The sequence below is a fragment of the Pseudomonas sp. WJP1 genome (genome assembly GCF_028471945.1).
In the GTDB taxonomy this organism is placed as follows: Bacteria; Pseudomonadota; Gammaproteobacteria; order Pseudomonadales; family Pseudomonadaceae; genus Aquipseudomonas.
The window spans coordinates 4,342,248-4,355,387 of the sequence record NZ_CP110128.1 but is presented as its reverse complement, the minus strand read 5'-3'; the positions used below and the strand labels follow the sequence as shown (position 1 = coordinate 4,355,387).

15 protein-coding genes are annotated in these 13,140 nt (G+C 61.2%); 7 read left to right on the top strand and 8 right to left on the bottom strand.

Features of this window, described 5'->3' with window-relative positions; translation table 11 throughout:
- The first annotated feature begins 6 nt into the window (after positions 1-6).
- Both OH720_RS19460 and OH720_RS19455 read left to right on the top strand, forming a co-directional pair.
- A complete protein-coding gene (locus OH720_RS19460; protein WP_272602514.1) occupies positions 7-561 on the top strand; it encodes a cytochrome b in 555 nt (184 codons plus the stop codon).
- A 3-nt stretch (positions 562-564) separates the two neighbouring features.
- Complete coding sequence (locus tag OH720_RS19455; protein ID WP_272602513.1) at positions 565-1,548, top strand: NAD(P)H-dependent flavin oxidoreductase; 984 nt, start codon at positions 565-567, stop codon at positions 1,546-1,548.
- Positions 1,549-1,649: 101 nt separating this feature from the next.
- Here OH720_RS19455 and OH720_RS19450 read toward each other — a convergent pair whose 3' ends face one another.
- Positions 1,650-2,549, bottom strand: a complete 900-nt coding sequence (locus tag OH720_RS19450; RefSeq protein WP_272602512.1) for a LysR family transcriptional regulator — start codon at positions 2,547-2,549, stop codon at positions 1,650-1,652.
- A gap of 162 nt (positions 2,550-2,711) precedes the next feature.
- On the opposite strand from OH720_RS19450, the gene OH720_RS19445 reads away from it, so the two are divergent.
- The 4 genes from OH720_RS19445 to OH720_RS19430 all read left to right on the top strand — a co-directional run bounded on the left by OH720_RS19445 (position 2,712) and on the right by OH720_RS19430 (position 6,755).
- Entirely contained in the window at positions 2,712-3,329 is a 618-nt protein-coding gene (locus OH720_RS19445) for an MOSC domain-containing protein (protein WP_272602511.1), read from the top strand.
- A 132-nt stretch (positions 3,330-3,461) separates the two neighbouring features.
- Positions 3,462-4,979 carry a CoA-acylating methylmalonate-semialdehyde dehydrogenase gene (locus tag OH720_RS19440; RefSeq protein WP_272602510.1) on the top strand — a complete coding sequence of 506 codons (1,518 nt, stop codon included), beginning with the start codon at positions 3,462-3,464 and terminating at the stop codon, positions 4,977-4,979.
- Positions 4,980-5,082: 103 nt separating this feature from the next.
- Positions 5,083-6,132, top strand: coding sequence for an NAD(P)H-dependent flavin oxidoreductase (locus OH720_RS19435; protein WP_272602509.1), 1,050 nt, complete (start codon positions 5,083-5,085; stop codon positions 6,130-6,132).
- A gap of 68 nt (positions 6,133-6,200) precedes the next feature.
- Positions 6,201-6,755 carry a nucleotidyltransferase family protein gene (locus tag OH720_RS19430; protein ID WP_272602508.1) on the top strand — a complete coding sequence of 185 codons (555 nt, stop codon included), beginning with the start codon at positions 6,201-6,203 and terminating at the stop codon, positions 6,753-6,755.
- Between the two features lie 13 nt (positions 6,756-6,768).
- Here OH720_RS19430 and OH720_RS19425 read toward each other — a convergent pair whose 3' ends face one another.
- The 7 genes from OH720_RS19425 to OH720_RS19395 all read right to left on the bottom strand — a co-directional run bounded on the left by OH720_RS19425 (position 6,769) and on the right by OH720_RS19395 (position 11,845).
- The gene (locus tag OH720_RS19425) at positions 6,769-7,260 is read right to left on the bottom strand and encodes a GNAT family N-acetyltransferase (RefSeq protein WP_272602507.1); all 492 of its coding nucleotides are present in this window, start codon (positions 7,258-7,260) and stop codon (positions 6,769-6,771) included.
- An 88-nt stretch (positions 7,261-7,348) separates the two neighbouring features.
- On the bottom strand, positions 7,349-8,050 hold the full coding sequence (gene arsH, locus OH720_RS19420) for an arsenical resistance protein ArsH (RefSeq protein WP_272602506.1): 702 nt from the start codon (positions 8,048-8,050) through the stop codon (positions 7,349-7,351).
- 12 nt (positions 8,051-8,062) lie between these two features.
- Positions 8,063-8,533 carry an arsenate reductase ArsC gene (locus tag OH720_RS19415; RefSeq protein WP_272602505.1) on the bottom strand — a complete coding sequence of 157 codons (471 nt, stop codon included), beginning with the start codon at positions 8,531-8,533 and terminating at the stop codon, positions 8,063-8,065.
- A 29-nt stretch (positions 8,534-8,562) separates the two neighbouring features.
- Positions 8,563-9,852: an arsenic transporter gene (locus OH720_RS19410; RefSeq protein WP_272602504.1), complete on the bottom strand. Its 1,290-nt coding sequence runs from the start codon at positions 9,850-9,852 to the stop codon at positions 8,563-8,565.
- Positions 9,853-9,875: 23 nt separating this feature from the next.
- Complete coding sequence (locus OH720_RS19405) at positions 9,876-10,223, bottom strand: metalloregulator ArsR/SmtB family transcription factor (RefSeq protein WP_008063688.1); 348 nt, start codon at positions 10,221-10,223, stop codon at positions 9,876-9,878.
- 77 nt (positions 10,224-10,300) lie between these two features.
- Complete coding sequence (locus tag OH720_RS19400; RefSeq protein WP_272602503.1) at positions 10,301-11,272, bottom strand: ribonuclease Z; 972 nt, start codon at positions 11,270-11,272, stop codon at positions 10,301-10,303.
- Between the two features lie 15 nt (positions 11,273-11,287).
- The gene (locus OH720_RS19395; protein ID WP_272602502.1) at positions 11,288-11,845 is read right to left on the bottom strand and encodes an ATP-dependent Clp protease proteolytic subunit; all 558 of its coding nucleotides are present in this window, start codon (positions 11,843-11,845) and stop codon (positions 11,288-11,290) included.
- Positions 11,846-12,653: 808 nt separating this feature from the next.
- Here OH720_RS19395 and OH720_RS19390 point away from each other — a divergent pair.
- Positions 12,654-13,004 (top strand): stress protein, encoded by a 351-nt coding sequence (locus OH720_RS19390; RefSeq protein ID WP_442967204.1) that lies wholly within the window; start codon positions 12,654-12,656, stop codon positions 13,002-13,004.
- Positions 13,005-13,140 lie beyond the last annotated feature (136 nt).

Genomic DNA, 13,140 nt, shown 5'->3' with positions numbered 1-13,140 from the left:
TCAGCCATGCAACTACGAGACAATGGCCTGAGATTTTCACCCATCACCGTCGCCCTGCACTGGGTCGTGGCTTTCACGCTGCTGGGGATTTTCGGCCTGCAACTGCTGATCGGCCACGCCCATAGCGAGGCGCAGCAACTGCAGCTTGGCAGGGTACAAAACCTGCTGGGGCTGATCCTGTTCCTCGTCTCGTCCTACCGGTTCTGGGCGCGGGTCACCTCCTATCATCCGCTGCCGGTGGGCACGCCGAACCCTATCGAAGTGATCATCAGCCGCTCGGTGGCGGTGTCGCTGGCCTTGGCGATGGTGCTGTTGCCGATCGCGGTGTGGGCTTCACGGGCCGCCGCCGGCGAGGTTATCGAACTGCCCGGCGGATGGTGGATTCCGAGCATCCTGCCGGCCAACCACACGTTGAAGCATGTGGTCGATGTGCTGTTCGACATTGGCGCCTCGGCGTTCCTCGCCGGGCTGGCACTGCATGTTTTCGGCGCAGTAAAGAATCACTTTCTCCTGAAGAACAACACGCTCAAGCGGATGCTGGGCAAACATGTGGAGCTGTGAGTCATGAAACAGGACAAAACCGGTTTTTCGGGTAATGTCGTCACCCGGCTCTGCGGCGTGGAGTACCCGATATTCCTCGGCGGCATGGCCGCCATTTCCGGCCCGCAACTGGTCGCGGCAGTGGCCAACGCCGGGGGCATGGGCGTGCTCGGCGGCTTGCGCCTGCCGCCCTTGGCCTTGCGTCGCTGGATCGAGGAAACGCGTGCGCTGACCGACCAGCCCTTCGGGGTGAACCTGGTGCCGCAGTTCGGTGGACCGGATGTTTTCGAAGCGCAGTTTCAGGTGATTCTCAAGGAAAAGCCCAAATTGCTGTCGCTGTTTTATGCCGAGAAGTATGCCGCCGACATGATTCCCCGAGCGAAAGACGCCGGGCTGCTGGTCATGGTGCAAGCAGGGACGGTGGAGCTGGCCCGCATCGCCATCGCCCAGGGCGCGGACATCATCATCGCCCAGGGCAGTGAAAGTGGTGGGCACCTCAATCGCGGCACGATCGGCATCATGCCGTTGTTGACGTCGATCCTGGCGGTCGCCGAGGGCAAGCCGGTGCTGGCGGCCGGTGGCATCACCCACGGCGACGACGTGCGCGCACTGATGTCGCTGGGTGCATCGGGGGTGGTGGTGGGCACGGCGTTCATTGCCACCGATGAGTCCAACGCCCATCCGCTGTACAAGCAGAAGATCGTCGAAGCGAGCACCGATGACACCGAGTACCGCACCGGCTATTCCTTCGGCTGGACCTACGGCACGCCGCACCGGGTGATCCCCAATCGGGACAAGTGGAATTTGCTGCGCTTGATCGGCGGAGGCGCCCGGGCGATCGACAAACCGCGGATGGCACAGAAGTTGTCGCTGTATGCGGGGCAGGGGGTGGGCAAGATCCACAGTGTCGTGCCGGCGGCGGAGCGGGTGGCGGAGCTGACGAGTGGCCTGGCGCCGATCACCCGCCTGGCGTTCGGCGAAATCAATCGTGCCACCGCGTTGGGCTGAATGACCGATGGCCCACTGTAGGAGCCAGGCTTGCCGGCGAACCAAGCGCTGCGGTGTAACTGCCGCACCGCGTTATCGTTCTTCGCGGGCAAGCCTCGCTCCTACAGGGGGCCGTGTGCGGTCGCAGGCTTGGCGATCTGTTGTTGCGCCAGGCCGATGAACGCACTCATCGCCGAGGTGATCATCGTATCGTTGCGGCGGATGAACACCGTGGAGACATTGGCGAATTCCGCCGGCAGGGTGTGGCAGCGGATTGCATGGCGCACGCTGCAGTTTTCCGCGATGGCCTTGGGCAGCAGGGTCACGCCCATGCCCGCCGCCACACACGACAGGATGCCGTCGAGCGTGCCCAGTTCCATGATCTGGTTGGGCACCAGTCCCACCTGGTAGAACCAGTTTTCCAGGGTCGAGCGATAGAAGCAGCCGGTGCGGAACACCAGCACGGTCTGCTGGGGCATTTTATCGATCAGCGCCGGCAGCGTTTCGAACTGGTTGCTGCTGACCAGCACCAACTCTTCGCAGAACACCTCTTCCTGGGCCAGCGCCGAGTTCTGGTGGAAGCCGCCGACGAAGGCACCGTCGAGGCGATGAGATTCAATGGCCTTGATCAACTCGACCGTGGTGCCGGTCAGCAACGACAACTGCACGTCGGGGTACTGCTCGCGGTAGCGAGTCAGCACTTGCGGCAAGCGAATGGCGGCGGTGGTTTCCATCGAGCCCAGCCTGAGCAGGCCGGTCGGGCTGCCGGTGTCCATCAGGGCGCTGCGGCTTTCGTCTGTGAGTTGCAGGATGCGCCGCGCATAACCGAGAAAGGTCTCGCCCGCCGAGGTGAGTACCACCCCGGACTTCCTGCGGATGAACAGTTCGCGATTGAGTTCGGCTTCCAGTTCCTTGACGCGCATGGTGACGTTGGACTGCACGGTATTCACCTGCAACGCGGCGGCGGTGAAGCTGCCCAGTTCGGCCACGGCGCAGAAAATCTTCAGTTGGCGCATTTCCATGATCGTCACCATCTATCAGAAAAAGTGATTGTTGCCATGTTTAACCATCACTTTACGATCTTTCTTGGCGATTAGTAAAGTGGCCGAAATCAGGTAAAGAGCGCAGGTCTACCCATGACACCGACTTCGACAATCGACCATGTCTTCGCAGGAGGCCTGGGAGTGTTGCAGCCCGAAGGGCAGCGCACGGGCATCTTCAAGCAACCCCAGGCAGGCCCGGTACGCGTGGAGCTGCACGGCATCGTCGGCGACCAGCACGGCGACACCCGGGTGCACGGCGGCCCGGAAAAGGCCGTGCATCAGTATGCGGCGCAAAACTACCAGCGCCTGAGGCAGGCCTTTGCGCCCAGTGCCGCGCAATTGGTCGCGGGCAGCCTGGGGGAGAACATTTCCGCGTTCGGGCTTTCGGAGCTCAACGTGCACATCGGCGACGTGTTCCGCATCGGCAGCAGCCTCTTACAGGTCTCTCAGCCGCGCAGTCCCTGCTGGAAGATCAACCATCGTTTTGACGCCGAGCATATGTCGATGTTCGTCGCCCGGGAGCGGATCACCGGCTGGTATTACCGGGTGCTCGAGCCGGGCTTGCTGCAAGCGGGGGACCGCATTGAGTTGCTGGAACGGCACAACGAACGCTTTTCCATCGACCAGTTCTGGCAGGTGCAATTGTCGCACCGGCCACTGATCGACGATTTGCTGGCGCTGGCGGACAGCGTCGGCCTGGCTGCGGACTGGAAGCGCCGCCTGGGCGAGCGGGCGAAGTGGTTGCTTCATAAAATATGATCCATATGATCATTAATCATCATTTTACATGATTTATCGGCGGGCCTACCTTGGCCATGTCGGGAGCGCTCAACAGCCCCGGCCTGACAACAACAAGAGATGGCTCTTATCCACCACCAGGGGACACCCGCCATGAGCAACCAGCCAGCAGACATCGCACACTACATCCACGGTCGCCTGACACCCGGCACTTCCAGTCGCTCGCAGCAAGTCACCAACCCCGCCACCGGTGCGGTGATCGGCAAGGTGGCCCTGGCCAGCGCGGCTGACGTCGACGCCGCGGTGCAGTCGGCCGCCGGGGCATTTCCAGCCTGGTCGGCGACGCCGCCGTTGCGCCGCGCGCGCATCCTGTTCAAGTTCCTCGCGCTGCTCAACGAGCACCGCGACACCCTGGCCCGGATGATCACCACCGAACACGGCAAGGTCTTCACCGATGCCCAGGGCGAAGTGACGCGCGGCATTGAGGTGGTCGAATTTGCCTGCGGCATCCCGCAACTGCTCAAGGGCGACTACACCGAGCAGGTCTCGACCAACATCGACAACTGGACCCTGCGCCAGTCCCTGGGCGTGGTGACCGGTATCACGCCGTTCAACTTCCCGGTGATGGTGCCGATGTGGATGTTCCCGGTGGCCATCGCCTGCGGCAACACCTTCGTGCTCAAGCCGAGCCCGATCGATCCTTCGCCCTCGCTGCTGATCGCCGAGTTGTTCAAGGAGGCCGGGCTGCCCGACGGTGTGTTCAACGTGGTGCAGGGTGATAAAGAAGCGGTGGATGCGCTGCTCGACCACCCTGAAGTCAAGGCCGTGAGTTTTGTCGGCTCGACGCCGATCGCCAACTACATCTACGAGACCGGTGCTCGCCACGGCAAGCGTGTGCAGGCGTTGGGCGGGGCGAAGAACCACATGGTGGTGATGCCCGACGCCGACGTCGAGCAGGTGGTCGATGCGCTGATCGGCGCGGCCTTCGGTTCTGCCGGCGAGCGCTGCATGGCGATTTCGGTGGCGGTGTTCGTCGGTGATGTGGCCGACAAGGTCATCCCCAAACTGGTGGAGCGCACCCGGACGCTGAAGATCCTCGAGGGCATGAACCTGGCCGCGGAAATGGGCCCGATCGTCTCCCGAGTGGCGCACCAGCGCATCACCGGCTATATCGAGCAAGGCATCGCCGAAGGCGCCGAGATGCTGGTCGACGGCCGAGACTTCGATGGCTCGCAGGCCGGTGCCGATTGTGCCGGGGGCTTCTGGCTTGGTGGCACGGTGTTCGACCATGTCACCCCCGAGATGAAGATCTACCAGGAGGAAATCTTCGGTCCGGTGCTGGCGTGCATGCGGGTCAAGGATTTTGCCGAGGCGGTTGATCTGGTCAATGCCCATGAATTCGGCAATGGCACCGCTTGCTACACCCGCGACGGCCACATCGCCCGTGAGTTCGCGACCCGCATCCAGGTGGGCATGGTCGGCATCAACGTGCCGATTCCGGTGCCGATGGCGTGGCACGGTTTCGGTGGCTGGAAGCGCTCGCTGTTCGGTGACATGCACGCCTATGGCGAAGAGGGTGTGCGTTTCTACACCAAGCAGAAGTCGGTCATGCAGCGCTGGCCGAACAGCATCGCCAAGGGCGCCGAGTTCGCCATGCCGACCTCCAAGTAGCCTTCACGCGTTTTCGGGTTGGAGGGCGTGCAAGCTCGGGCTTGCACGCTGTCCAGCGCAGAGTTCCAGCGTTCACTTTCATCCGTCAGGTCCAGGTGCTGCCATGTCCAATCCTCTGTTGTCCCTATTGAGCATCCAATTGCCGATCATTCAATCGCCGATGGTGGGTGTCTCCACCCCCAGGCTCGCGGCGGCGGTGTCTAATGCAGGCGGGCTGGGTTCCATCGGCATTGGCGCGAGCAATGTCGAGCAGGCGCGGGCCATGCTGCGTGAGACGGCGGCGCAGACCGGCAAACCCTTCAATGTGAATGTGTTCTGCCACCAGCCTGCTGTCCGGGATGCCGAGCGGGAATCGCGGTGGCTGCAATTTCTGGCAGGGTTTTTCGCCGAATTTGCCGCCGAGCCACCCGTGTCGCTGCGGGAGATCTACACCTCGTTCGTTGAAGATGCCGAGATGCTGCAGATGCTACTGGAGGAAAAGCCGGCGGTGGTCAGCTTCCATTTCGGCCTGCCTGCACAACCGGCCATCGATGCACTCAAGGCCGCCGGCATCGTGCTGCTGTGCTCGGTCACCAACCTGGCCGAAGGGCTGGCGGCGCAGCACGCCGGGGTGCATGCCCTGGTGGCCCAGGGTTACGAGGCCGGCGGGCATCGCGGGGTCTTCGATTCGCAGCAGGATTTGCAGATGGGCACCCTGGCTTTGGTGCGGGTACTGGTCGATGCCTGTCGGCTGCCAGTAATTGCGGCAGGCGGCATCATGGATGGCGCAGGTATTAACGCTGTCATGCAGTTGGGCGCGAGCGCCGCGCAGTTAGGCACAGCGTTCATACTCTGCCCGGAGTCGTCGGCGAACGTTGCCTATCGGGAAGCGCTCAAGGGGCCGCGCGCGCATCAGACGCGCGTCACCAGCGTCATCTCCGGCCGTCCGGCCCGGGGCATGGTCAATCGCAACTTCACCAGTCTCGAAGGGGCAGGCATCGCCTTGCCGGACTATCCGTTCACCTATGACGCCAACAAGGCGCTGAACGTCGCGGCAGCTGCCCAGGCCAATAGCGATTTTGCCGTGCAGTGGGCCGGGCAGGGAGCACCGCTGGCGCGGGAACTGCCGGCCGCGGCGTTGGTGAAGCTGCTGGTGGCCGAGATGCAATACTGAGTGCAGCCCTGTCATGGTTTTGTTGTAACTTGGGCGCCAGGACTGAATCGGTTGGCAAGGAATGAACCATGACATTGACGGCCCAAAGGTTGGTTGACATCGCGATGACCAACCCGATCAACGCGCAATTGACCTCACGCTTGCCTGCGCTCGGCCTGGACCAGTGCCTGCTCACGGCAGGCTGCCTGTTCCAGGCGGTATGGAATCAACAGGCGCAACGCGACCCTGCGTGGAGCATCAAGGATTACGACGTTTTCTACTTTGATACCGACCTGTCCTGGGAGGCCGAGAACGAGGTCATCCAGCGGGCCCGACATCTCTTCCAGGACCTTGGGGTCAACGTCGAGCTCAAGAATCAGGCGCGCGTGCACCTTTGGTATCGTCAGCGCTTTGGCGGGGCTTACCCCAGGCTCGAATCGGCCAGGGACGGGATTGATCGCTACCTGGTGGCGGGCACTTGCATCGGCCTGGATGTCGCCACCGGCGAGGTCTATGCCCCCTACGGACTGGCGGATGTGGAGCAGGGCTTGCTGCGCATCAATCCGGCAAACCCCAGGCCTGAACTGTTTGAGCAGAAAGCGAAAAGCTATCAGGCTCGCTGGCCTTGGTTGAGGATTGTTTAAGGCGGGGGGAGGCTTACGCTTTTTCAAAACAGTAAACGGTGCACGGCAACCCTTGGATAAACAGCCGATGAACGCTGAATCGGTCTTGCGTCACCTCAGGTATCACGGCCGCCCAGAACAGCCGTGCCGGCTGGTTCGCCTCGACGTGGAAAATCTGCCATCGACCCGGGTGGCGGTTCAACAGGGTGGACACGACAAACCTGGCGACACCCTGGCCACGAAAGCGCCGAGTGACGAACAGGTAACCGATGTTGTAGCGGGCATCGGGCACGTGGATTTCATCATCCACGGTGACGAACCCGGCCAGTTCCCCGTCGACCCGGATCAGGAACGCCTGGGTCGCGGGTTTTCGCCAGTAGTCCGAGAGCGGCGCGAGACTGTAGAAGCCATGCTCACCCAGTGTCAGCGGCAACCACTCGCTGAAGTCATAGGTGTAGAACTGCATCAGGTTTTCAATGGTCTGCAGCTCGTCGCGCCGGGCCGCGTGCAGTTCGATCGAGATCATCTGAAAGGTTCCCGCCGATGGCTGTGCATGACAGGTCATTATGGCCCAGGCCTTTCAGTTTCGTGGACAAGGGGTGACGGTACCCACCTCAGATGGAGCGCTGATTGACCCGGGCCATGAGCTGGTCGGCCGTCTCCTTGCGTTCAGAGTAGCGATCCACCAGGAACGCTTGGCGGTCGCGCAGCAGCAGGGTGAATTTCACCAGTTCTTCCATCACGTCGACGACCCGGTCGTAGTACGCCGACGGCTTCATCCGACCGGCCTCATCGAACTCCATGTAGGCCTTCGCTACCGAGGACTGGTTGGGGATGGTGAACATGCGCATCCAACGCCCCAGCACCCGCAGCTGATTGACCACGTTGAACGACTGCGAGCCACCACACACCTGCATCACCGCCAGCGTCTTGCCCTGGGTGGGGCGCACGGCGCCGAGCTCCAGGGGCACCCAGTCGATCTGCGCCTTGAACACGGCCGACATCGCGCCATGGCGTTCCGGCGAACACCAGACCTGGCCTTCGGACCACTGCATCAGTTCGCGCAGTTCCTGGACCTTGGGATGTGCGACGGGAGCGTCGTCGGGCAGCGGCAAACCTGACGGATTGAAGATGCGCGTTTCTGCACCGAAGTGCTCCAGCAACCGCGCGGCTTCTTCGACCAGCAGGCGACTGAACGAACGCTCGCGGTTCGAGCCGTACAGCAGCAGGATGCGTGGCTTGTGAGCAGTGGGCTGATGCGGGATCTGCGCACCGTCGAACAGCGCCAGGTCAAGATTGGGAAGAGCGTCTGACATGTATCCTCCTGCTCAGAGCGAGCCGATTCGATCCAGCTCGCGCTTGAGTTCATCGCGGCCGAGGGTGGTCAAGGGCAGGGCGAGGAAGGCCTTGCAGCGTTGTTCGATGCGCGCCAGGGTGGCACGGAAGGCGGCGTCGACGACCGCTTCATCACCCACGACATCGGAAGGATCTTCCAGGCCCCAATGAGCTTTCACGGCCGGGCCGAAGTACACCGGGCAGGATTCGCCCGCCGCCTTGTCGCACACGGTAATGACGATATCCGGCGGGTTGCCCTCGAACGCGTCGTTGCCCTTGCTGCTCAAGCCGTCGATGCCAATGCCAGCATTCTGCAAGGTGGTGAGACTGCGAGGCAGCACCTGGCCCTTAGGGAAACTTCCGCTGCTCACCGCTTCGAATCCATCCGGTGCCAGGTGATTGAACATGGCTTCGGAGAGAATGCTGCGACAGCTGTTGGCCGTGCACATGAACAGGACTCGCATGGTTTTGCTCCTGCCGCTTGGGGCGGCCATCAAAGACTCAGGCTCAGGCGTAGTGCCAGGGCCGACAGGGTGATCAACAGAATCGGCAGGGTCAGCACGATCCCGACCTTGAAGTAGTAGCCCCAGGTGATGCGCATGCCCTTGCGTTCAAGCACGTGCAGCCAGAGGAGGGTGGCGAGGCTGCCGATGGGGGTGATTTTCGGGCCGAGGTCGCAGCCGATGATGTTGGCGTAGATCATCGCCTCGCGAACGATACCTTCCGCGCCGCTGGCCTGGATCGACAAGGCGCCGATCAGCACGCTGGGCATGTTGTTCATCACCGACGACAGCAGCGCGGCCAGCAGGCCGGTGCCCAGGGTGGCACCCCACAGGCCCAGTTCGGCCAAACGGTCGAGCACATGGGTGAGTGAATCGGTCAGCCCCGCGTTCTTCAGGCCATACACCACCAGGTACATGCCCAGGGAGAACACCACGACGTGCCAGGGTGCTTCACGCAACACGCGCCGGGTGGAAATCCGGTGACCCTTGGCCGCAACCGCGAACAGGATCGCCGCACAGGCCGCGGCCACCGCGCTGATGGGAACACCCAGCGGCTCGAGGACGAACAGGCCGAGCAGCAGGACAACCAGGATCCACCCACCCACGAAGAAGGTGGCGGGATCGTGAATCGCCGTTGCAGGCGTCTGCAAGGCCTCGACTGAATAGCGCGGCGGCAAGTCCCGGCGGAAGTACAAAAAGAGCATCAGCAAGGTGGCGGCGACGCTGACCAGATTGACCGGCACCATCACCCAGGCGTACTCGGCGAAGCCCAGCCCGAAGTAATCGGCGGACACGATGTTCACCAGGTTAGACACCACCAGTGGCAGGCTGGCGGTGTCGGCAATGAATCCGGCGGCCATCACGAAGGCCAGGGTCGCGGCAGGCGAGAACCGCAGCGCCAGCAGCATGGACATGACAATGGGCGTCAGGATCAGCGCCGCGCCGTCGTTGGCAAACAGCGCGGAGACCGCCGCGCCCAGCAGCACGCAAAAGGCGAACAACCGGTAGCCGCTGCCGTTCGCCCAGCGCGCCACATGCAGGGCGGCCCATTTGAAGAAGCCGGCTTCATCCAGCAACAGGCTGATAACGATGATGGCGATAAAGGTAGCGGTGGCGTTCCAGACGATGGCCCACACCGTGGGAATATCCTGCAGCGATACGGCACCCACCGCCAACGCGATCAGCGCACCGGCAGAGGCACTCCAGCCGACGCCGAGCCCCTTGGGTTGCCAGATGACCAGTATGAGGGTGAAGACAAAAACAGAAGCGGCAACCAGCATTGAAAATTCACTCGATCAGGGATTCAGCAACAGGCGGCATCACGCACAGGACGTCCGTCCATGTTCTGCAGGCGCGAAGCATTGTTCTGCAGCCAATCGGAATTGGCCTTCAAGGTAACCTGCAAGATTTCGTGCACCCAGGCGGGCAGGTCCGGATTGAGACGGTAGTAAACCCACTGCCCCTGACGGCGATCGAGCAGCAGTCCGCTGCTGCGCAGTTGCGCGAGATGGCGGCTGATCTTCGGTTGGCTGTCGTCCAGGGCGCACATCAGCTCGCAGACACACAGCTCGCCCTGATTGGCGATCAGCAGGGTGGCGCGGGTACGCGTCTCGTCAGCCAGGCTCTTGAATACCTCGGGAGGGGTGATCATTGCAGTAGCCTATTACATATGGATAATCAAATATACGGATATCCATATGTAATGTGCAAGTGAAGAATCGATCACCCTTACGCCAAACGGCCCATAACGACGTCCAATCGACCGTCCCGGTCGAGGTGATAGCGCTGCAGATCCCGAGCCAGCAATAGCTTGCCGGTGAAGTGCGCTGCGGCTTCCTTGTAGATGTCTTCGATGGACGGACTTCGCTCGGGATTGTCCTGGTAGCGTGCGCTGAAGTGAGTCAGAACGAGGTTGGGAATGCCTGCCAACTCGGCGAAACGCGCCACGGCGGCGGCACTGCTGTGCCCGTAAGCCTCCTGATTGTGATCGATCAATGCCTGGGTGAAGGTCGCTTCATGTACCAGCACATCGGCACCGTCGGCCACTTGCGCCAACAGCTCGGGGGTATCGTTATCGCCGCAGATGATAATGCGTTGAGCGGGGCGCGCAGGGCGCAGAAATTGCTCGGCGCGAAACAGGCGCCCGGCGTGTTCAACCTCACGTCCATGGGCCAACTCGCCCCACATCGGCCCACGGGGAATCCCTTCGGCCTCCAGGCGTTGGGTATCCAGTCGCGGATGAGGATCCGATTCGGTAAAAACAAAGCCCTGGCTCGGAACGCGATGGGAGAGGGCAACGCTGTCGACCTGAACCGTTGCATTTTGCCAGCCATCGAAGGTTTCGCTCGCATGCAGGTGCAATTCGAAGGGCAGCCAGGATTTGCTGACGGTCAGGCTCAGGCGTAGCCAGGGATGGAGCGCAACCGGCATCACGATATCCAGTGGTTCGACACGGCCCGACATGCCGGCGCTGGCCAGCAAGCCGGGCAAGCCGAAGCAATGATCGCCATGGACATGGGTGATGAAGCATCCGCGCAGCGCTTGTAAAGACAGCGGGGTGCGCATCACTTGATGCTGCGTGGCTTCACCGCAATCTACCAGGTACCAGCCCCCGCCAGAGGACTCTATGAGCGCGGTGCCACTCACATTTCGATTTCGGGTCGGAACGCCTGATGAGGTACCCAGGAATATCAGATCCATGGCCGTGCGCCCGGTTCATCCACCGCTGACTTTCCAGTGTTTGACATCATCGGCGAACATCATCTGCTTCATTTCATGGGCAATGCCGTAGGCCAGGGATTCGTGTGCAGCGATGACTTTTTCTTCGGCTGAAAGGCAATGGAAAATGTCGAGCTTGGTCTCTGCGTCCGCCGTTTCGAGGGTGAAGATCTTCACGTAGCGCGCAAGGTCGTTGTCGAGGCTCGACAGGTATTCACGCAGGCGCTGATGGTCGACCGATTTTTGGCTGAAGTACCAGTTCATCGGGTGAATCAGGAAGCGTGAGTGGGGTGAAGTGATACGCCGGCCTGCCGCCAGGAACATGATGATGCCCATTGACTCGATATTGCCTGCGTTGATCGCGCACAGCGGTACCGGCAGTGACTTCAGGAAGGTGTAGAGGGTGAAGCCAAAGTTGGTGCTCCCCCCACACGTTGACAGGTTGAGTAGCAGGGAGGTGGCGCCTTGTTCGATGGCTTCGAGGCAGCAGTCGCGGAAGCGCTCAGTGGTGCCCTGATCGATTTGGCAATGAAAATGCACGATGTGTTCAGTCATCGATTGATTACCTGTGGGGCGTGGAAGACTTCCATGCGATATCAAGTCTAGTAAACATCGGGCGTCTGATCTTGAAACTGTTGCAGATGGGCGCCTCATGTGACTACCTCCGTCGGCGCCAATACCAACGTTGGTCCTTGCTGTCTGTGTACATATCCGTTGCTGCGGTAACGGCCACTTATGGTTTCGCCCTTACGGCGAGTCCCTTTTTCAAACGCCAAAAAGGAACCAAAAGGCTTTGCCCCACCACTCGGTGCCTCGCTTAGGCTCGGCATGCCCTCTCTCCGGCATTGCTCCGTGGGTCGCCGCGATGGGCCATCCATGGCCCAGCGCGGCTAAACCGGCGTCCTGCCGGTTTCCCCACTGCGCAATGCCTGCGTTCGGCCATCGTGGTTAACGGGGCACCCAGATCAAAAACAAAAGCGAGGCGGCCTTAAAGCCGACCTGACTTTTATTGCTGCACCTGATTCCCTGTGGGAGCCAGCCTGCTGGCGATGGACGTCAACGATAACGCGCCTTGTCTGGATGAACGCGTCGCCTGGAAGTCCATCGCCAGCAGGCTGGCTCCCACAGGGGAAAGCGGGGACACCTGCAATCAGGTTGGCTGTCAGGCCGCCTCGCTGTTGCTTTGGCTTTTGATCTTCTTGCCGCCTCATGAGCTCTCGCCGTCCATCGAATGCGTCCGTTTTCGATGGAACCAAATGCCCGAATCCACTCGTCGCGAGCGCGATATTTCCGTTCAAACTTTCTGTTTTGTGCGTCCTCCGACGTATACGAGCCCAAGCTCGTGCCAACGATGTAGAGGTGAATGAAAATGGCCAATACAGGAAATAAAAATCCCGGCAGTGACTGGGACAAGACTAATGAAGCCGGTAAAAAAGGCGGTCAGGCTTCCGGTGGACAACAAACGCGCGATAGCGATCGCATGTCCGGAGGCGGGCAAGGCAATCGCGGCGGCGAATTTGCCGACGATAAGGAAAACATGTCCAAACCAGGCCAAAGAGGCGGCCAGGCTTCAGGTGGACAACAAGCCAACAGGGCTGACCAATCGTCCAGCACTGGGCAAGGTAGCGGACGCGACAGCAATCTTGATCGCGATCAATCTGACAAGGGACGCAATGACGGTGGGATGAGCGGAGGTGGAGGCCGCAAGCCCTGATGCGGTCTGACTCATCAAGCCCCGAACCCTTCGGGGCTTGGTTTTGATCGTGCCGAACGAGAGTAATCCTTCGAGTCATGCATTCCTTTCAGGAATGCATGACATAAAATTAATGAATTTTTATTATTGCCTGGTG